Consider the following 19460-nt stretch of genomic DNA (forward strand, 5'->3'; position numbering starts at 1 on the left):
CTCAGCTTGGCATGTCCGCCTTCGCGTCCCGTTCCCGGCGGTGCTGGTGGCCACGTACTCGGCCATCGCCCCGGGCTTCCTCGACACCCCGGACACGGGCACCCTCCCCCGCCGCCCGGCCCCTGTCAGACCCCGGTGGGACACTCGCACCCATGAGCGACCGCACTCCCCGGTGGGCCCTCGCCGAGGACGGCGACGGGTGGTGGCACGCCGCGCCCGTCGACCCCGCGGACGGGGCGCGGATGCGCGTACGCGACCCCGCCGAGGCGATCCGCGCCACCCCGCCCGGCACCCGCTGGGTCTGGCGGTCCACCGCCGCGGTGTATCCCCGCCTGCTCGCCGCGGGCGCCACCGTCGAGCGGTGCCACGACATCGAAGCCGCCGAGCTGCTGCTCCTCGCCCACGAGGGCCGCTTCGGCGAGCCCCGCTCGGCCGCCGCCGCCTGGGCCCGGCTCACCGGCGCGCCCGTGCCCCCCGATCCGCCCCAGCGCGCCGCCGACCCCCGCGCCCAGGACTCCCTCTTCGACCCGCGGCCCACCACTCCCGTCCCCCTGGACGCCCTGATCGCCGTCCACGCCGACCAGGCGAAGCGGCAGGGCGCCACCGCCCACCCCGACCGGATGCGGCTGCTCGTCGCCGCCGAGTCGGCGGCCTTCCTCGTCGCCGCCGAGATGAACCGCGCGGGCCTGCCCTGGCGGGCCGACGTGCACCGCGCCCTGCTGACCGAGCTGCTCGGCGAGCGGTACGCGGGGGGCGGTGAGCCCCGGCGGCTGGCCGAGCTGGCCGACCGGGTCTCCGCCGCCTTCGGCAGGCGCGTGCGCCCCGACCTGCCCGCCGACGTCGTCAAGGCCTTCGCCGGGGCCGGGATCAAGCTCAAGTCGACCCGCCGCTGGGAGATCCAGGAGCTGGACCATCCCGCCGTCGAGCCGTTGATCGAGTACAAGAAGCTGTACCGGATCTACACCGCCCACGGCTGGGCCTGGCTCGCGGACTGGGTCCGGGACGGCCGCTTCCGCCCGGAGTTCATCCCCGGCGGCACCCTCACCGGCCGCTGGGTCACCAACGGCGGCGGGGCCCTGCAGATCCCCAAGGTGATCCGCCGGGCCGTGGTCGCCGACCCGGGCTGGCGGCTCGTCGTCGCCGACGCCGACCAGATGGAGCCGCGCGTCCTCGCCGCGATCTCCCGCGACCCCGCCTTCATGGAGGTCGCCGGGGAGGCCTCGGACCTCTACACCGCCGTCTCCCGGCAGGGCTTCTCGGGCGACCGGGACAAGGCCAAGCTCGCCGTGCTCGGCGCCGTCTACGGCCAGACCTCCGGGGACGGCCTGAAGAACCTGGCCGCGCTCCGCCGCCGCTTCCCCCGGGCCGTCGCGTACGTGGACGACGCGGCGAAGGCCGGGGAGGAGGGCCGGCTCGTACGGACCTGGCTGGGCCGCACCTGCCCGCCGCCCGCGGGCTCCGGCGAGGGGGACGAGGCCGGTGACGGCGGCGTCGACCCGGGCGAGGGGTACGGGGAGGGCGGGGCCGTGCCCCCGCAGGACCGGGAGGACGGCTGGACGCCGAGCTACGCCTCCACCAACACCCGGGCCCGCGGCCGGTTCACCCGCAACTTCGTCGTCCAGGGCAGTGCGGCCGACTGGGCCCTGCTGCTGCTCGCGGCGCTGCGGCAGGCGACCGCCGGGATGCGGGCCGAGCTGGTGTTCTTCCAGCACGACGAGGTGATCGTGCACTGCCCGGCCGAGGAGGCCGAGGCCGTCGTGGCGGCGATCCGCGCCGCCGGGGAACGGGCCGGACGGATCGCCTTCGGCGACACGCCGGTCCGCTTCCCGTTCACGACGGCGGTCGTGGAGTGCTACGCGGACGCCAAATGAGGCCGATCAGGGAGTGGGCGCGCGCAGCTTCCACTCCGGGGCGAGCGCGATCTGCCGCAGCTGCCCCAGCGTCAGCGCGGGTGCGGGGCGGGTGGCCGGGCCGTTCTGATCCGCCGTGTTGAAGGCGCTGACCACCACCCGCAGCCCGTCCTTGCGCAGGGTGTCCACCTTCCACTGGGTCACGCCGCCGTTCTTCTCGCCGGGCCCCGCCAGGGTCTTCACCTTGGTGCCGTCGGACTCCGTGGTGAAAGCGGAGTTCCCCGTGAAGCCCGGGTGGTCCGCGGCCGACTGGACGTTGATCTGGACCAGGGACTTGCCCTTGCCGTCGTCGAGCACGACGTAGCCGTACGTCCCCTGCCCGCCCTTGGAGACGACCGGGACGGTGATCCCGAGCCGGGTCATCAGCTGCTCCAGGGCGTCCACGGCCTTCCGGTCCCGCAGGACGAGCGACTCCGGCGGGGGCGCCGGCTCGGGATCGGCCGCCGGCAGGTCGTTCAGGGCCGCGTGCCACGTGTCCGAGGTGACCAGGTTCTTCAACTGCGCGACGGTCAGCGGCGGGTCGGTCCGGGAGACGGGGGCGCCCTTGTCGGACGCGGCGTTCCACTCGGACGCGTCGACCAGGAAACCCTGCACGGTCACGAGGACGGCCCGCCAGACCTTGGTGTCCACCCGGCGGTCCGGGTACTCGTACCCCTGGTGGAGCAGCAGCCGGGAGCCGTCGGGCAGTTGCTCGGTCCGGCAGTCGTCGTGCGGGTGCACGTTCCCGTCCTCGCACTCGGTCTGCGCGCGGGCCTGGCTGCCGAACGGGTCCACCCGCTGGAGGCCGAGGGAGATGGCCGCCGGGCCCTTCCCGTCGTCGTAGACGGCGCCGACCCTGGGCCCCAGCTCGTCCTCGGTGCCCCGTGCCCTGGTCTCGGTGAGCCGGCCGGCCGGCAGCAGCGCCTTCAGGTTGCCGATCATCTGGTCGGCGCTGACCGCGCCGGTGCCGGTCAGCCGCCCGTTGCCCGGTGGGGTCGGCGCCGGCGCGGCGACACGGGCCGCGCCCTCGGCGCCGGAGCCGCCGAACAGGCCGGCGGAGTAGGCCCCCGCCGTGGCGATCAGGACCAGGGCCAGCACGGATCCACCGGCCACGGCGGTCCGGCGGCGCGCCACGAGCCGCCGGCCGCGCTCCCCGCCGCCGTTCGTGAGGGCCGCGGGGTCGGTCGTGAAGCCCTCCCCCGTGCGCCGGAGGGCTTCGGCGAGCTCGTCTTCGAAGGACATCGGAAACCAGGCCTTCCGTATATCGGGCGGGGTGAGGGGGCCGAGCTGGGCGGAGCGGGGCGGACCGGCGCTCTCAGAGGTCCACGAAGGCGGTGAGGCTGCCGCCCAGCTGCTCCCGCAGCAGGGCGAGCGCCCGCGAGGTCCGGGTTCGGACCGCCGCCGAGCTGGAGTTCATCGCGTCGGCGGTCTCCTCGACGCTGCGGTCCTCCCAATAGCGCAGCACCAGCACCGCCCGGTCCTTGGGCGCCAGCCGCCCCAGCGCCTCCAGCAGCGTCAGCCGCAGCGCCGGGTCCTGGCCGCCGGCCGCGGGCGTGCCGGCGTCGGGGAGCTCCCCGACCGGCCGCTCCCCCGCCGACCGGCGGCGCTGGTGCGTGAGGAAGACCCGTACCAGCACCGTCTGCGCGTACGCCGCCGGATTGTCGATGCGGGAGATACGGCCCCACCGCAGGTACATCCGCCCCAGGGTCTCCTGCACCAGGTCCTCCGCGAGGTGGGTGTCCCCGCCCACGAGCAGACATGCCGACCGGTACAGATGGCCCGAACGGCCCGCGGCGAACTCACGGAACCCCTCCCTGCGCCCCTGCCGCATTCACTCCCCCTCGCGTCCCTCTCCCCTTCTCTGACGCGATGGCGGTCGAGAATGTTTCATCCCTGCCCGAATTCGGTCAGCCGAGGTCGTGGAAGTACACGTGGAACTCCTCGCGGACGAAGCCCTCCGTCTCGTACAGCCCCTGCGCGACGGTGTTGTCGTAGGCGGTCTCCAGCTGTACGCCGGACACCCCGGCCTCGCGGGCCCGGCGCAGCACCTCGCGCAGCAGCGCCCGGCCGGCCCCGGTGCGGCGGCCGGCGGGGGCGACGTAGAGGTCGTTGAGGACCCAGGCGGTCCGCAGGGAGAGGGAGGAGAAACCGCGGTAGACCTGCGCGAAGCCGACCGTGCCGGTCTCCGGGACATCGGCGAGCAGGACCAGCGACTCGTCCTTGGCGATCCGCTCCGCCAGGAAGGCCCGCGGGGCGTCCGGGTCCTCGACGTCCACCTCGTAGAAGTCGAGGTAGCCGCGGAACAGCGCGGCCGCCGTGTCGACGTCCGCCTCGCCGGCCGCGCGGACCGAGACCGCGGACGCGGAGTCCGCCGCCGGGGACAGACCGTCCCGCTGTACTGCCTGACCGTTCATGTGCGTCTCCCTCAGGGGTTGTTCGGCGCGCCGCGGACCAGGGTGCGCGGAGGGTGCGTCACGCGCTTCACCCGCTCCACCCTCGACTCCCTACGCTACGGCCGGAGTCGGCCGGGGCGAAGGACGGGCCGCGCCCACACGGCGGCGGGCCCCGGGAGCGAAGTCCCGGGGCCCGGCGGGCACAGGTGCGCCGTCCAGGGTCAGTTCACGACGCCGGCTGGGCGGGGAGCGTGTAGACCCGGTCGGGGGTCACGATCTTGGTGATCGCCTCGCCGAACAGGGTGCTGGGTTCCTGGCCCTGGTACCCGATGTCCGTGTTGAGCAGGACGACCAGTGTGGCCTTCGCCTCCGGCAGGTAGAGGACGAGCGACCCGTAGCCCGGCAGTGAGCCGTTGTGCCCGATCCAGCCCTGGACGTTGAAGATGCCGAGGCCGTAGCCCGTGCCGGGGAGCGCGTCGACCACGTCGAGGCGCTGGGCCTGGGTGGCGGGGGTCAGCAGGGTCCCGGTGGCCAGGGTCTTGGCCCAGCTGCGCATGTCGGGGAGGTCGGAGATCATCGCGCCGGCCGCCCAGGCCCAGGAGGGGTTCCAGTCGGTGGAGTCCTCGACCTTCCCGGAGGCCGTCTGGTTCGTGTAGCCGTGGGCGTGCGGACTGGGGAACTCCGGGCCCGTGGGGAACAGGGTGTGCTTCAGCCCGGCCGGTGCGACGACTTCCTGGTCGATGAACCGGTCGAGGGGGACGCCGCCGACCTTCTCCACCACCAGCCCGAGCAGGATCAGGTTGGTGTTGCAGTAGTAGAACTTCGCGTTCGGCTCGAAGAGCACCGGGTGCTTGAAGGAGTAGCCGAGCAGCTGCTGCGGGGTGAAGGGCCGGTCGGGATTGCTGGTCAGCGCCTTGTAGAAGTCCTCGTCCGCCGAGTAGTTGAACAGGCCGCTGCGCATGCCGGCCAGCTCGCGCAGGGTGATCCGGTCGCCGTTCGGCACCCCGTCGACGTACTTGCCGATCGGGTCGTCCAGCCCGACCTTCCCGTCGTCCACCAGCTCCAGCAGGGCGGTCACGGTGAAGGTCTTCGTCACGCTGCCGATCCGCATGTTCAGGTTCGGGGTCATCGGCGCGCCCGTGGCCTTGTCCGCGACACCGAAGGACCGTACGTACTCTCCCTTGCCCGGGGCCGACACGGACACGATCACACCGGGGATCTTCGCCTCGGCCAGGACCTGCTTGATCGCCGCGTCCAGCCGGCGGGTGACCTCGGGGGTCAGCTGGGCGAACTCGTCCGAGGCCGGCGTCGGGGGCGGGGGCGGCGCCGGTGCGGGGACCGGAACCGTCGCGGCCGGTACGGGCGCCGCGGGCGCCACCGCACCGGCGGGCCCCACCAGGATGGCCGCCGCCGCCACGGCGACGGCCGCGCTGCGCCAACGTGTCGTCATCCCCGGCCTCCTCACCCGCCGAGCCACGGACCCGTATTCCACGCTAGACCTGTGCACACGGGCGGGCGACCGGAGCCGGGAGCGGCGAATTCGTCCAAAAATCTATTCTAGAAATATCTCCGGATCGGCCAGACTTCCCCCATGACCGGTCGCACCTTCGGCCCACGGCCGGAACCCGGCGAGCAGCGACCCGACGACCGGCGGCCCGCCGGCTTCGGGCCACCGCCCGCACCGTTCGCTCCCCACACCCCGATCACGCCGATCACACCGGCCGCCCCGACCACGCCGGCCGCCCCGCACTCCGGCGGCCGGTCCCGGCTGCCGCGGCCCGTGGCCGCGGTCGGCGCCCTCGCGGCGCTGCTCGCCGCACTGCTCCTCATCGGCGGCGGCGCCTACCGCCTCACGGTCCGCGGCGAGCCCGCGCAGCCCCTGGCCGGGCCCTCCGGTTCGCCCTCGGTCGACCAGGGCGACGGCAAGGGGCCCGGCGGGGGACCCGACGCCTACGACCCCAACTCCGGTATCCAGGCGGGCGAGGCCCGGGTCTGGCTGCGCGACAACCGGGCCGAGGTACCCGGGGCGGGGACCTCGCAGTACGGCCCGTGGCGGGTGGGCGACACCGTGGTCGGCGCGATCCCGACCGGTCTCACCGCCTATGCGGTGGCCGACGGCCAGGAGAAATGGACGCTTCCGCTCCAGACGCCGCTGTGCGGGGTCCCGCGCGCCCCGTCCGCCGACGGCAAACTCGTCGTGGGCCTGAAGGAGAGCGCGTCGGAGACCTCGCACTGCACCCAGCTCCAGCAGATCGACCTCACCACGGGGCGGGCCGGCTGGAAGATCCCGCTGCCGCCGGAGAACAAGTACGACAGCGCGCTGCAGTTCGAGCTGGCGATCAGCGGTGACACCGTCGCCGTCGCCCGGTCGGCCGTCATGAGCGGCTTCTCGGTCGCCGACGGCCACAAGCTCTTCGGCACGTCGAGCCCGAACGGCTGCTACCCGTACGGCTTCGCCGGGGGCTCGCGGCTGATCGGTCTGCGCCAGTGCCCCGACCCGAAGGACGCCGTCGCACGGGGACAGGCGATGGTCGAGGAGCTGGATCCGGCCACCGGCGGCGCGCGGTGGAGTTACAAGTACGCCCAGGACTGGACGGTCGGCCGGGTGCTCTCCGTCGACCCGCTGGTGATCACCGCGCACCACAAGGACAAGAAGACCTGGAACGTCACGGCGTTCGCCGCCGACGGCACGGTCCGCTCGCAGAGCTCCCCGGCCTTCGGGGTCAGCGGCCGGTGCAACGGGTTCGGCCACGCCGACGGCTTCCAGGAGTGCTACGCCGCCGCGGCCGACGCCGACACCCTCTACATCGGGGCGGGCCCGCCCGGCGCAACCCTCGACACCGACGTCACCGACCAGGTCGTCGCCGTCGACCTGAACACCGGCAAGGAGCGGTGGCGCACCGCCGGGCAGCCCAAGGGGCGCACCATGTGGCCGCTGGCGGTCGAGGAGGGCAGGGTCGTCACGTACGTCACCCCCGGCAGCGGCCGGGCGGCGTCGGTCGTCTCCCTCGCCGCGGCCGACGGGGCCTCGCAGCCGGTCCTGCAGAGCCCGGCCGCGGCCAGCGGCGCCGAGGACGTCTTCTACCCCCACGGCATCCGTATCGCGTGGACGGGCGGACGGCTGTTCCTGCTCAACGGCCGGGTCTACAGCCCCGAGCCACGGAAGGTGAGCCGCGCGATCCTGTCCTTCGGCAAGTAGGGCAGGCAGGTACCAGGAGGGGCACCGTGCAGAACCCGTACCAACAGCCGGACCAACAGCCGGACCGACAGCCGGACCGACAGCCGGACCGACCCGGCGGCCCCGCGGCCCGGATCAGCAGGAGGCGGCTCGCCGCCGGCATCTGCGCGCTGACCGCGATGGCGGTCGCGGCGGCCGCGACCGGCGTCGCACTCGGCGTCCGCGAGAACCGGCACCGCTCGGCTGCGGCCGCCGCCGCGGCCGCAGCCGACCCGACGAAGCCGCTCGTCGCGGGGTGGAAGACCGTGATCAACCCCGAACACGGCACCGCGTTCGACGTCCCGCCGGGGTGGGAGGTCCTCGAACCCCAGGTCTTCAGCGGCTATGAGGACACCAAGGACAGGGAGAAGGTCCTCATCGGGCACACGGCCCCGGCCTTCTACAAGTCCCGGTGGTGCAGCGTCGACGCGAACGGCGACGGCCAGGTCTCGGACGTCCGGCTCGGCAACGTCGGCACCAAGGGCGCCGGCGGCGCCAAGGATCCCGCCGACATCGCCGTGAAGGAGGCGCCCACCTGGGTCTACGCCGCCTACACCCAGCCGGACAAGAGCGTGGTCACGGCGGACAAGCCGGTGGCGTACACCACGAAGTCGGGGGTCAGGGGCAGCTACGTCAGAGCGCGCTCCTCGGGCGCCAAGCGGACCGACCGCTGCGCGGGCGACGGCCAGGCCGTCGTCTTCGGCTTCAAGAACTCCCGGGGCGACCTGGTCTCCTGGGACTTCTACGGCCGCACGGGCGTCCCGGGCGCCGTCGACGACGCCCTGATCATGCGGATCCTGAGCACGGTCCGCCTGGCGGGCGACCCGAAGGACCCGGGCCCCGGGCCGTGACACCGGGGAGCTGACGGAGCCGGGCGGCCCGGCGGCGGCGACGCACGACGCGTTGAATAGACGCAACGGCTAGTCTAGTGTCGCCATCAGACGCAACGCACCGTCACGTCTTCTCATGCCGTCCGCACGCTCCGAAAGGACAGCCCGTGCCGAACCGAACCGACCGCGCCGCCTCCCCGGCAGGCGCGGCGATCTCCTCCCCGCCCCGTAGCGGGATCGGGGCCGCCGTCGTGGCCTTCGCCTTCTGGATCACCATGGCGGGGACCACGGCGCCCACCCCGCTCTACCCGCTGTACGGCAAGGCCTTCGGCTTCTCCCCGATCACCGTCACCGTGATCTTCGCCGTCTACGCCCTCGGGGTCGTCGCCGGACTCCTCGCCTTCGGGCGCCTGTCGGACCAGATCGGGCGGCGCCCCGTACTGGTCGCGGCGACGCTGCTCTCCGTCTGCGCCGCCCTGGTCTTCCTGGCCGCCGGCAACGTGGCCGTCCTGCTCGTCGCCCGCGTGGTCTCCGGTTTCTCCGCCGCCCTCGTCACCGGCGCCGCCACCGCCTCGCTCGCGGAGCTCATCCCGCAGGGCCGCCGGGTCCGGCCCGCGACGGTCGCGCTGTTCGCCAACATGGGCGGCCTCGCCTGCGGCACCCTGCTCGCGGGGATCCTGGCCGATGCCGCGCCCTCACCGCTGCGCACACCGTGGATCGTGATGCTCGTCCTGGCGGCAGTCGGCCTCGTCGGCGTGGCCGCGTCCCGGCAGACGGCCACGCACCGCTCCGGATTCACCTTCCGGCTCCAGCCGTTGCACATCCCGTCGGAGATCCGCTCGGACTTCCTGCGTTCCGCGATGGCCGCCGGTGCGGGCTTCTCGGTGCTCGGCGTCCTCACCGCCGTCACCGGCCTGTTCCTCGGCACGGTCCTCCACGAGACCAGCCACTCGCTCACCGGGCTGGTCGTCTTCACCGCCTTCGCCTGCACCGCGCTGGGTCAGCTGCTGGTCCGCCGGATACGGCCGGGCTCCGCGCTCTCCGTCGCCTGCCTGGGGCTGATCCTCGCCGCGGCCCTGATCGCACTCGCCATGGCGATCACCTCCCTGGTCCCGCTGCTCATCGGCGCCGCCGTGAACGGTCTGGCCACCGGCATCGCCATCAGCCACGGCATCGGCGGCATCACCACCCACGGCGATCCGCAGCACCGCGGCGCGTCGGTGTCGACGTTCTTCGCGATCCTCTACTCGATGCTCGCCGTACCCGCGATCGGCGTCGGCGTACTGATCCGCGCCACGAGCCTGCGGCCGGCCGGGGAGATCTTCAGCGCCCTGGTCGCGCTGCTCGCGCTCACCGTGCTGCTGAGCCTCGCCCGTTCCGGTGTGCCAGAATCGCGCCATTCGTACGAAAGCGAGAGGTGAGCGACCATCAGCGCCGCACGGAAGACCGAAGGCCGCCACGCCCCCTCCCCCGTCGTGAGCCGCACGGGTCCGCGACGCAGCGAGAGCATCCGCGTCGCGGTGCTGAACGCCGCCGACGACCTGCTGGTGGAACAGGGGTTCGCCGCGACGACGATCGAGGGCATCGCCGCACGGGCGGGCGTCGCCAAGCAGACGATCTACCGCTGGTGGAAGTCGAAGGTCGAGATCCTGCTCGACGCCCTGACGGACGACGCACTCGAAGGCCTGGCCTGGGCCGAGCCGGCCGGCACCGCCTCGGAGGACCTCACCGCGCATCTGCACCGCGTCGCCGACTTCTTCCAGGAGCCCGCGGGCCAGGTGCTCCAGGCACTCCTCGGTCACGCGCAGCTGGACAAGGAAGCCGCCACCGCCCTGCGCAAGGCCTTCCTACTCAAGCAGCGCGAGCGCGATCTGGCCGGTCTGGGCGCCGTCCTCGAACGCCACACGGGAAGGACCCCGGACGCGGAGACCCTCGGCCGGCTCACCGACCTCCTGCTGGGCCCCCTCTACTACCGCGTACTCGTCTTCGGGCAGCCGGCCGACGAGCAGCTCATCGAGTCCGCCGTGGATCTCGCCCTGAAGCTCGCGGACTGACCGGGCGACACCGCCCGGCCGCCCGTCGGGCCGGTGCCGGGCGCGGACGCCGGCACCGGCAGGGGCCGCATCAGTAGCGCGGCTTGCGCGTGAGGATCAGTCCGCTCAGCAGGAACACCACGCCGATCGCACCGGCGACGACGGCGGAGGTCATCTGCGCGGGCTTGCTGCTCGCGTCGAGCACGGCGGTGACCAGCCCGGCGACGCCGCTGATGTAGCAGAAGATCGTGATGAAGATCTTGAGGTTGGGGTTCATGGAGGGGCCTCTCGTATCAGGTCGGTTCTTGTTGTGCCGGGCTTGTCATGCCGCGGGGCCGGGGGAGGTTCCGGCGGCGGTGAGGCCGAGCAGCATCACCCAGGCGTCGGGGTCGGAGCGGAAGCGGTTCCACCGGTCGGCCGCGAGGGAGAGTTCGGCGAAGGACAGCACCCCGGCCGCCAGCAGGGGTTCCAGGCGCTGCGGCCCGAGATGGGGCGCGAAGGCCTCGGTCGGGTGATCGTCGTTGGTGGTGGCGAACGGGCGCAGTACGACGTCCTCGAAGCCGTCCGCGCGCAGCATCCGGGTGAGGCGGCGGCCGATCGAACGGTCACCGCCGGCCGCGCGCTGGGCGCCGGCCACCTTGGCGTGGATGCCCGCCATCTCCGGGTAGGACGGTTCGGCGATGCCCCAGCAGGAGGTGTCCACCTCGGTGACGATCACGCGGCCGCCGGGCCTCAGCACCCGGCGGACCTCGGTGAGCACCTTCGACGTGTCCGGGACGTGTTGCAGGACGTACCGCAGCAGGACGGTGTCGACGCTGCCCGTCTCCAGCGGAAGGTCTGCCGCGTCGGCCACGACGAGCTCGGCGCCGGTGCCCTCGGCATGGGCCAGCAGCGTTTCGTCGATGTCGACCGCGACGATCGTGAGGCCGGGGAGCGCGGCGCGCAGGCAGCGCGTGACCGCGCCCGACCCGGCCCCGAGTTCGAGCAGTGTCGACGACTCGGTGACGCCCAGCTCGCGCAGGATGCGCAGCTCTTCGGGGAAGGACAGGGCGGCCTGTGCTTCGAGGCGGGCCAGCTCGCCGGTCAGACCGCCGGTGGTGGTCCGGGCCGGATCGTACGAACCGCCCTTGAGGGTCGAGGTGTTCACCGGGTCCTCACCATCATGCTCATGCCGTGCCGGGGGCGGAGGGTGACCAGGGCTTCCGGCTCGACCGGAAAGCCCTCGACGAGTTCGAACGCGACGGACTGCGTCAGCATGGCCAGGACGAGGGTCGCCTCGACCATCGCGAAGTGCTGGCCGACACAGATCCGGTCTCCGCCGCCGAACGGCATGTAGAGGTGGCTGGGGAGGTCGGCGTCGATGAAGCGGTCGGGGACGAACTCCTCCGGCGCATCCCAGTGGTCGGGATGACGGTGCAGCACCCACTGGCTGATGCAGATCAGGGTGCCCGGTGCGACGTCGTACCCGCCGATGACATCGGGGCCGGTCGCCCGCCGGGAGGTGAGCCACACCGGCGGGTAGAGGCGCATGGCCTCCTTGATGGCCCGCTGGCAGACGGGCAGGTCCACCAGGTCGGCGGCGGTCGGAGTACGCCCCTGGAGCACCCGGTCCACCTCCTCGCGGACCCGCGCGGCCTCCGCCGGGTTGCGGTCGAGCAGGTAGAGCGTCCAGGTCAGCGACTTCGCGGTGGTCTCGTGACCGGCCATGATGATCGTCAGTACCTGGTCGCGCAGATCGGCGTCGGAGACCTGGTGGTCGGCGCTCATCATCGCGTCCAGCAGGTTGGTGCTGCCGGCGGCGGCGCCGGTGGCCCGGCGGGAGGCGATGAGGGTACGGGTCACGGCGTCCAGGAAGGCGCGCGCCGAGGCGAATCCCTGCCGGCGCAGCGCGGTGTCCGTCGGATCGGGGTCGTCGGCCGGTACGTAGTGGCCGATGTAGCGGTTCACCGCGTCCACCGCGCGGCCGAAGCCCTCGCCGATCCCGTCGATGTCGGCGCCCAGGATCGCCCGGGTGATGATGCCCAGGGTCAGGGCTGTCAGATGGTGGTCGACCGCGATCGGGGTGTCGCCGTCCAGGGCCGGGCGCCAGCGCTCCAGCATGTTCGCGGTGGCATCGGTGACGATGCCGTCGAAGGTGCGTACCGCGCTGGGCCGGAAGGCCGGCGCGCACATCCGGCGCTGCTTCGCCCACTCCTCGCCGTCGCTGGTCAGCAGCCCGTTGCCGAGCAGTGGACGCAGCATGTGGTCGTCGGGAGTGTTCTCCTTGGTGTAGTTGGCGCCGTTCTCCTTGAGTACGTAGCGGGCCAGCTCCGGCCGGTTGAGCAGGTAGACGGTGTCGCCGTCGGCGCGGTGGCACGTGATGTCGCCGTACTCATGCGCGAGCCCGGTGACGAAGGCCAGCGGATCGTTGCGCATCCCCTGCATGTCGGCGGGGCCTTCGGGGCCGGGGGGCAGGACCAGGGTCCGTGCGGGCATGGTGGCGGTCACCTCCGTGGTGTGGCCGTTGGCTGAATGCGTACACCGAATGCGTACGCAGAATCGTTGATACGTAGCCGAGAATGCCCGATACGTAATCCGAATACGTATACCTAGGGTCGGCAATACGCATCGATTCGCATATCCAAGGGCTTCTGCGGGGCGCAATCTATCGCACTGTTCTGGGGCTCTCAATACTTACTGGTCCGCGCCGAAGATTAAGTCTTGGCGGGGTCTTCCCCTCATGCCAAGCTTCGTTTGTCGCCAGCACAACACGGTGCGAGGCGGTACTCGAAGGAGGAGTCCACATGTCGCTGGACCCGCAGCAGCGCGCTGAATTCGTCAACGCGTACACCAAGACGCTCATCACCGCCTGGTCGAGCGAGGAGTACGTGGCCCGCCTGAACTCGGAGCCGCGCGCCGCGCTGGCCGAGTCCGGTCTGAACGTCCCCGAGGACGCCGAGATCGTCATCGTCCGCACCCTCCCGGACGGCAAGCAGGACGGCAACCTGGACGTCCAGGTCTCCTTCTGGGAGCTCGGCCTGGCCACCGGCCGCTACGAGTTCCACATCCCGGAGACCCCGGTCGTGGACACCGCCGAGCTCAGCGAGGGCGACCTGTCCGACGTCGCCGCCGGTGGCAACTACTGCTGCTGCCCCTGCTCCTGCTGCACCTGATCCGCGGCTGCGGAGAGCCCGAGGTGGTTCGCGGCTCCGCAGGATGACGGACCCGGTGCTGTGCGCGGGCCCTCGGCCGGACAAGGCCGAGGCCCCGCGCAGCCGGCTCCGGCCACAGCATTTGGATCCTGTTCTCAGTGCCCCCCGTGCGTCCCCCGTGTACAGGGTGCCTGGAATACACAGAAAGAGAAGCCAGCATGGCGATGGACGCCCAGCAGCGTACAGAATTCGTTAACGCTTACACCAAGACGCTCATCACCGCCTGGTCGAGCGATGAGTACCGCGCCCGGCTGAAGTCGGACCCGCGATCCGCCCTTGCGGAATCCGGTCTGACCCTTCCCGCGGACGCCGAAATCGTCATTGTCAGCGCCGACCCGGAGACCCAGCCGGACGGAAATCTGGACGTCCAGGTCGGTCTGTGGGAGGCGGGGCTCGCGAGCGGCCGATTCGAGTTCCACGTGCCGGACGCCCCCGTCGTCGAGACCGCCGAGCTGAGCGAGAGCGACCTCTCGGGCCTCTCCGGCGGCGGCAAGGGCGGCGGCCCGACGGTTCTCACGTGCTGCTGCCCCTGCTCCTGCTGCACCTGATCACCGCCTCGTAAGGAGAGCACCGAAGTGCTGCACACCGCATCGGAAGAAGACCCTGTCGTTGTCCGGGGCCTGCGCAAGCAGTACGGCGATTCGCACGTCGTACGGGGCGTGGACCTGACCATCCACAAGGGAGAGGTGTTCGCCCTGCTCGGGCCGAACGGCGCGGGCAAGACGACGACCGTCGAGATCCTTGAGGGGGTCCGGCAGCGGACCGGCGGCGACGTGCGGGTACTCGGATGCGATCCGGCCGACGACAGGCGCGACTGGCGGGCACGCATCGGTGTCGTGCCCCAGTCCACGGGCGCCTACACCGATCTCACCGTGCGCGAGGTCGTGGAGCACTTCGCGGCGCTGTATCCGGCGCCGTTGCCCGTGGGCCAGGTCATCGACATGGTCGGGCTGGGCAAGCACGGCAAGAAGCAGACGACGGCTCTGTCCGGCGGCCAGCAGCGGCGGCTGGACGTGGCGGTCGGGGTGGTCGGTGACCCCGAACTCATCTTCCTCGACGAACCCACCACCGGGTTGGACCCGGTGGCTCGTCGAGAAGCCTGGGATCTGGTGCAGTACTTCGCCGACCGCGGGCGCACGACCGTCCTCACCACGCACTACCTGGATGAGGCCGAGGCGCTCGCCCAGCGCGCAGCCGTCATCGTCGACGGGAAGGTCGCCGAGGTCAGCCGGGTGTCCGAACTCGGCGGGCGTGCCGACACGTCGACCACGGTGTCGTTCCGCATGCCGCCGGAACTGGCGGGACGGACCCTGCCGGCCCTGCCCGCCGGCGTCACCGTCGAACGGGACGGAACCAACGGCGACGCCCCCGGCATCGTCAGCATCCTGACCAGGACGCCCACCGCCGTCCTCCTGGTCCTGCTGGCCTGGGCCGACGAGGCCAGGGTGCGGGAGCTGCCCGAGCTGCGCGTGCACCGGCCGACGCTCGAGGAGATCTACCTCGACCTGATCAGCAGGAACCGCGAAGCAAAGGCAGGAACCCCGTGACCGTGTCAGACGCCCCTTCCGTCCCCGTCCGCACGACCGCGGGCACCGCCGCGACCGCCGAAGCCGGCGGACGCCGCGCACCCCGCCGCACACCCGGTATCTGGCGCGCCTCCGTCGCGCGCTCCTCGGTGGAGCTCAAAGGCTTCTTCCGCAACAAGCAGTCACTGATCTTCACCCTGATGTTCCCGGTGCTGATGCTTCTGGTCTTCGGATCGATCTTCTCGGGCAAGGTGGCGGGCACCGACACGGACCTCAAGCAGGTCTTCATGGCCGGGATCATCGCGTCCGGCGTGATGAGCACCGCCTTCTCCGGTCTCGCGATCAACATAGCCATCGAGCGCGACACCGGCACGGTCCGCCGTCTCGCCATGACGCCGATGCCCAAATCCGCGTACTTCATCGGCAAGTTGGTGCGCGTGGTGGTCACCACCGTGCTGGAGACCGCACTGCTGATGGCGATCGCCGTGACGGCCTTCGGCCTGCCGCTGCCCTCCACCGTGCAGCGCTGGACGACGCTCGGGTGGGACCTGGCCCTGGGTACGGTCGCCTGCGCCCTGCTCGCCGTGGCCTACAGCGCGATCATCCCCAACAGCCGTTCGGCCGCCGCCATCGTGACGCCGGTCTTCATGGTGACGCAGTTCATCTCGGGTGTGTTCTTCCCCTTCAACCAACTGCCCTCCTGGATGCAGACCCTGGCGTCGTTCTTCCCCCTCAAGTGGATCGCCCAGGGGTTCCGGTCGGTGTTCCTTCCGGACTCCTTCACCGTGGTGGAGCCTGCCGGCAGCTGGGAGCTCGGCAGGATCGCGCTGGTCCTGGCGCTCTGGTCGCTGGGCGGACTCGTGCTCACCGCGATGTCGTTCCGCTGGCGCGGCCCGCGCGTCAACTGACCCAGACAGGAAACGCCGTGTCCACAGCCACCCTTCGCCTCCCGGGCCACCTCGCTCATCCGTTCTCGCCGACCGGACGGGTGAACCCCTACCCGGCGTACCGGTGGCTGCAGACGTACGCCCCGGTGTACCACGACCCCGCCACCCGGATGTGGCTGCTCACCGGTCACGCGGACTGCTCGGCGGCCCTCAGGAGCGACGCCTTCTCCGCGGCCCAGGGGCAGCAGGGCCGTGCCCGGGACGATGCCCTCCCCCCGTCCATGCTCACCACCGATGCGCCCGACCATCACCGACTGCGCGCCCCCGGCGGCCTCCTGCTCGGCCCCGAGGCGATCCGGTCGGTGGCGGACGGGATCGGCCACGAGGTCGACGCCCTGCTGGACCGCTCGGGTGGCCGGGCAGGAGAGCTGGACGCCGCGACCGGCATCGGACAGCCCCTGGCCACCGCCGTCTACGCGCGGCTCTTCGGGCTGGAGGACGCCGAGCGCCCGCGCTTCGAGGAGCTGGCCCGCGCAGTCTCCGTCAACCTCGACCCGATGGCGGGACCGGCGGCGGCCGCCGCGGGCCGGGCCGCCATGGGTGAGCTGAACCGCTTCCTGGACGCGGTGGCGAAGCGCCACGCCGTGACCGGATTCGACTGCCCGCTGTCCCGGCTGGCCGCCGACGACCGGCTGACCAGGCCCGAGATGCTGGGCATCCTGGGCCTCGCCGTCGTCGGCGGCTGGCAGCCGCTGGCCGAGACCGTGGGCAACGCCCTGTACTGGCTGCTGCCCCGCCCCGCAGCGGTGGAGTACCTGCGGCGGTCCGACGAGCAGTCGGCCCGCACCGCGGTGGACGAGCTCCTGCGCCTGGAGGCCCCGATCCCGTTCACCGCGCGCGTCACCACGCGGGAGGTGGAACTGCCCGGCGGCCGGGTGCCCGCCGACGCTCGGGTGCTGGCCGTGCTGGCCGCCGCGAACCGGGATCCGGCGGTCTTCGAGCGCCCCGACGAGCTGCTCCTGGACCGGTCCCCCAATCCCCACCTGGCCTTCGGCGGCGGGCCGCACTTCTGCCTGGCGGCCCTGCTGGTCCGGCAGACCGGGGCACTTCTGCTGCCCCGGCTGCTCCGCCGCTTCCCGGCCGTCGCGGCGTACCAGGAGCGCGCCCGCTGGGACGACTGCGTGCTGCCGCGCCGCCTCGCGGAGTATCCGCTGGAACTGGGCCCGCGCCACTCGGACGCCCGCGGCCGGAACACGAACGACATGGAGGCCTGATGCGAACCGACGTCCTCGTCGTGGGCGCGGGAATCAGCGGATTGACCTGCGCGAGCCGCCTCACGGAGGCAGGCCTTCGCGTCATCGTCCAGGAGAGCCGCGAACGGGTGGGCGGACGCATCCGCACGTTCCGCCCGGCCGACGGCGGGCCCGCTCTCGAACTCGGCGCACAAGTGGTCCACGGCGTCCGCAACCCGGTCCACACCCTCATGGGGAGCGACCGTATGGAGACCGTGCCGCGCGACGTCGCGGCCCGGGTGGTCGAGGACGGCGCACTGGCGGAGATGGCGGTGCTCGCGCGCGGCCGCCGCGGCCCGTGGGCGCTGGAGGCCGAGCTGAACGCGGCGCAGGGCGATGCGGACGTGTCGGTCGGCGACTGGCTGCGTTCCAGGGGCGCCGACGGTGCCGAAGGGCGCGCGGTACGGGAGTGGTACCGGCAGAACTGGGCCGCGGAGCCGGACGCGTTGAGCGCCCGGGCGGTGGCCCGCGCGCACCGCGGAGATGACGTCGGTGGTGGCGAGTTCGCGGTGAGCGGCGGTTTCGACCGGCTCCCCGCACAGCTCGCGCGGAGTCTCGACGTACGCCTCGGCTGCCCGGTGGACGAACTCGACTGGTCCAAAGGACGGGTACGGGCCCGCACCGCGCAGGGAGAACTGCACGTCGGCGCGGCGGTCGTCACCGTCCCCCCGCAGGTGGTCGTGAACGGCCGGCTGCGGATCGGCGGGCTGCCCGCGGCCAAGTGGCAGGCGGCGAAGGACCTGTCGGCCGGAGACGGCTACTGCGCGGTCGTCACGCTCTCCGCCCCCGCGCCGGAGTCCGCGGTGGTGTTCGACGTGGACGGGCTCGGCGGATTCGCCCGCAGCCGGGCCGGACGGCCGGAAGTGCTGATCGTGGCCAAGGCCGGAGCTGCCGCCGCCGTACGGTCCGCCGTGCGCGGCGGCGGTGGCCCGGCGGCGCTCCTGGCCCGGTCCATGCCCTGGACCCGGTCGGCCCGGGTGGTGGCCGCCGAGGAAGCCGACTGGGGGAACGACCCCTGGTCGGGCGGGGCTTTCACGGCTCCCGGGACCGGCGCGCGGGACGCATCGGACCTGTGGGCCGAGCCGGTCGAGGACACGCTGTTCTTCGCGGGGGAGGCGACCGTCTGCGGCCGTCGGCTTCCCTGGGTACAAGGCGCGATCGCAAGTGGCGAGCGCGCGGCCGCGCAGATCCTGTCGGGGGTGGCACGATGACCGTACGATCCGAGGCCGGGCGGCCGGGCGCGGTGCGCTCCGAAGGGGCGTACGCCCAGACGGTGCACTCCGGCTGGCACCTGCTGGCCTTCCTGTCCGAACTCACCGCCGAGGTGACGCCGCTGGCGATCGGCCGGCGCCGCCTGGTGGCGGTCCGCGACGGCGACGACGTCCGGCTCTTCGACGCGAACTGCCCGCACCGGGGCGCGCACCTGGGATACGGCGGCACGCTGGACGGGAACTGCCTGGTCTGCCCCTTCCACGGCAAGCGCATCGCGCTCGGCGACGGGGGCAAACGCTGGTCGGTCGCCGAACACCAGGTGGTCCGGGCCGGTGAGGCGGTCTTCGCGAGGCTCGGCGACACCGCGCGGGACGACCGCGGGTTCGAGAAGGTGATCAAGGAGATCGCCGTCAGCCATCCGCTGGTCGAGGCGGTCGTCCTTCCGGTCGCCGCGCCGTCCGGTCTCATCATCGAGAACGCCTTCGACACAGACCACTTCACCGCCCTGCACAAGGTCGAGGCCGTCGAAGGCATGGACATCGTGCCGACCGAGAACGGTGAACTGGCCATCGAGGGCACGTTCCCGATGCGCAACTCCCCGTGGAAGAGCGATCTCGCCCGGGCGGAGGCCAAATGGCGGGCGAGGCGCAACGGCGAGACGCGGCTGGAGTACGTACCGCGCTTCTACGCACGGGCCTTCAGCCCCGGCCTGGTGGTCACCGAGTTCGGGCCGCCCGGACAGGTGCACGTCCTGGTCACCGGAGCCACGCCCACCCCGGACGGATGTGTCGCGCGCGTGGCGGTCGGCGTCAGCCCCGGCCGGGAGAGCGACCTGCGGATGCTGATCGTCGGCAGCGAACGCGCGCTCGCCGAGGACCTCACGGTCTGGGAACACCTGGATCCGCACGCGCCCGTGCGCTACGACGCCAGGGACGAGCCGGTGATCGCCTTCCGCGAGTTCTGCGAAGGCTTCGAGGAAGTGAACTGATC

19 protein-coding genes are annotated in these 19460 nt (G+C 72.3%); 12 read left to right on the forward strand and 7 right to left on the reverse strand.

Translation table 11 applies throughout. From position 1 onward, the window contains the following. Nucleotides 1-152: 152 nt before the first annotated feature. Entirely contained in the window at nucleotides 153-1871 is a 1719-nt protein-coding gene (locus Sspor_RS20370; protein ID WP_202200407.1) for a bifunctional 3'-5' exonuclease/DNA polymerase, read from the forward strand. Nucleotides 1872-1877: 6 nt separating this feature from the next. Here Sspor_RS20370 and Sspor_RS20375 read toward each other — a convergent pair whose 3' ends face one another. From Sspor_RS20375 to Sspor_RS20390, 4 genes are all read right to left on the reverse strand, one after another. Beyond that, nucleotides 1878-3131: a hypothetical protein gene (locus Sspor_RS20375; RefSeq protein WP_202200408.1), complete on the reverse strand. Its 1254-nt coding sequence runs from the start codon at nucleotides 3129-3131 to the stop codon at nucleotides 1878-1880. A gap of 73 nt (nucleotides 3132-3204) precedes the next feature. Next, nucleotides 3205-3720, reverse strand: coding sequence for a SigE family RNA polymerase sigma factor (locus Sspor_RS20380; protein WP_202200409.1), 516 nt, complete (start codon nucleotides 3718-3720; stop codon nucleotides 3205-3207). Between the two features lie 76 nt (nucleotides 3721-3796). Further along, nucleotides 3797-4303: a GNAT family N-acetyltransferase gene (locus Sspor_RS20385; protein WP_202200410.1), complete on the reverse strand. Its 507-nt coding sequence runs from the start codon at nucleotides 4301-4303 to the stop codon at nucleotides 3797-3799. Between the two features lie 205 nt (nucleotides 4304-4508). Further along, nucleotides 4509-5732: a serine hydrolase domain-containing protein gene (locus Sspor_RS20390; RefSeq protein WP_202200411.1), complete on the reverse strand. Its 1224-nt coding sequence runs from the start codon at nucleotides 5730-5732 to the stop codon at nucleotides 4509-4511. Nucleotides 5733-5873: 141 nt separating this feature from the next. Between Sspor_RS20390 and Sspor_RS20395 the strand changes: the two genes are divergently transcribed. The 4 genes from Sspor_RS20395 to Sspor_RS20410 all read left to right on the forward strand — a co-directional run bounded on the left by Sspor_RS20395 (nucleotide 5874) and on the right by Sspor_RS20410 (nucleotide 10383). Continuing rightward, nucleotides 5874-7481 carry an outer membrane protein assembly factor BamB family protein gene (locus Sspor_RS20395; RefSeq protein WP_202200412.1) on the forward strand — a complete coding sequence of 536 codons (1608 nt, stop codon included), beginning with the start codon at nucleotides 5874-5876 and terminating at the stop codon, nucleotides 7479-7481. A gap of 26 nt (nucleotides 7482-7507) precedes the next feature. Continuing rightward, a complete protein-coding gene (locus Sspor_RS20400) occupies nucleotides 7508-8350 on the forward strand; it encodes a DUF8017 domain-containing protein (RefSeq protein ID WP_202200413.1) in 843 nt (280 codons plus the stop codon). Between the two features lie 146 nt (nucleotides 8351-8496). Further along, on the forward strand, nucleotides 8497-9750 hold the full coding sequence (locus Sspor_RS20405; RefSeq protein WP_202200414.1) for an MFS transporter: 1254 nt from the start codon (nucleotides 8497-8499) through the stop codon (nucleotides 9748-9750). Nucleotides 9751-9804: 54 nt separating this feature from the next. Then, nucleotides 9805-10383, forward strand: coding sequence for a TetR/AcrR family transcriptional regulator (locus Sspor_RS20410; protein ID WP_237403941.1), 579 nt, complete (start codon nucleotides 9805-9807; stop codon nucleotides 10381-10383). 70 nt (nucleotides 10384-10453) lie between these two features. On the opposite strand, the gene Sspor_RS20415 is transcribed toward Sspor_RS20410, so the two are convergent. Genes Sspor_RS20415 through Sspor_RS20425 form a run of 3 tightly spaced genes read right to left on the reverse strand, consistent with a single transcriptional unit; the run spans nucleotide 10454 to nucleotide 12837 of the window. Beyond that, nucleotides 10454-10639 (reverse strand): hypothetical protein, encoded by a 186-nt coding sequence (locus tag Sspor_RS20415; protein WP_202200415.1) that lies wholly within the window; start codon nucleotides 10637-10639, stop codon nucleotides 10454-10456. 45 nt (nucleotides 10640-10684) lie between these two features. Then, nucleotides 10685-11509 carry a class I SAM-dependent methyltransferase gene (locus Sspor_RS20420; RefSeq protein WP_202200416.1) on the reverse strand — a complete coding sequence of 275 codons (825 nt, stop codon included), beginning with the start codon at nucleotides 11507-11509 and terminating at the stop codon, nucleotides 10685-10687. Continuing rightward, a complete protein-coding gene (locus Sspor_RS20425) occupies nucleotides 11506-12837 on the reverse strand; it encodes a cytochrome P450 (RefSeq protein WP_202200417.1) in 1332 nt (443 codons plus the stop codon). The genes Sspor_RS20420 and Sspor_RS20425 overlap by 4 nt, the downstream gene beginning before the upstream one ends. 308 nt (nucleotides 12838-13145) lie before the next feature. On the opposite strand from Sspor_RS20425, the gene Sspor_RS20430 reads away from it, so the two are divergent. From Sspor_RS20430 to Sspor_RS20460, 7 genes are all read left to right on the forward strand, one after another. After that, nucleotides 13146-13514 (forward strand): hypothetical protein, encoded by a 369-nt coding sequence (locus Sspor_RS20430; RefSeq protein WP_202200418.1) that lies wholly within the window; start codon nucleotides 13146-13148, stop codon nucleotides 13512-13514. A 197-nt stretch (nucleotides 13515-13711) separates the two neighbouring features. After that, nucleotides 13712-14101: a hypothetical protein gene (locus Sspor_RS20435; RefSeq protein ID WP_237403942.1), complete on the forward strand. Its 390-nt coding sequence runs from the start codon at nucleotides 13712-13714 to the stop codon at nucleotides 14099-14101. A 27-nt stretch (nucleotides 14102-14128) separates the two neighbouring features. Then, nucleotides 14129-15100: an ABC transporter ATP-binding protein gene (locus tag Sspor_RS20440; protein ID WP_237403943.1), complete on the forward strand. Its 972-nt coding sequence runs from the start codon at nucleotides 14129-14131 to the stop codon at nucleotides 15098-15100. A 2-nt stretch (nucleotides 15101-15102) separates the two neighbouring features. After that, nucleotides 15103-15987, forward strand: coding sequence for an ABC transporter permease (locus Sspor_RS20445; protein WP_202200419.1), 885 nt, complete (start codon nucleotides 15103-15105; stop codon nucleotides 15985-15987). A gap of 17 nt (nucleotides 15988-16004) precedes the next feature. Then, nucleotides 16005-17240 (forward strand): cytochrome P450, encoded by a 1236-nt coding sequence (locus Sspor_RS20450; RefSeq protein ID WP_202200420.1) that lies wholly within the window; start codon nucleotides 16005-16007, stop codon nucleotides 17238-17240. Continuing rightward, nucleotides 17240-18469, forward strand: coding sequence for a flavin monoamine oxidase family protein (locus tag Sspor_RS20455; RefSeq protein ID WP_202200421.1), 1230 nt, complete (start codon nucleotides 17240-17242; stop codon nucleotides 18467-18469). The genes Sspor_RS20450 and Sspor_RS20455 overlap by 1 nt, the downstream gene beginning before the upstream one ends. Further along, nucleotides 18466-19458 (forward strand): Rieske 2Fe-2S domain-containing protein, encoded by a 993-nt coding sequence (locus Sspor_RS20460; RefSeq protein WP_202200422.1) that lies wholly within the window; start codon nucleotides 18466-18468, stop codon nucleotides 19456-19458. Before Sspor_RS20455 ends, Sspor_RS20460 begins: the two co-directional genes overlap by 4 nt. The last annotated feature ends 2 nt before the right edge of the window (nucleotides 19459-19460 follow it).

The organism is Streptomyces spororaveus, assembly GCF_016755875.1.
GTDB classification, from domain to species: Bacteria; Actinomycetota; Actinomycetes; order Streptomycetales; family Streptomycetaceae; genus Streptomyces; species Streptomyces spororaveus.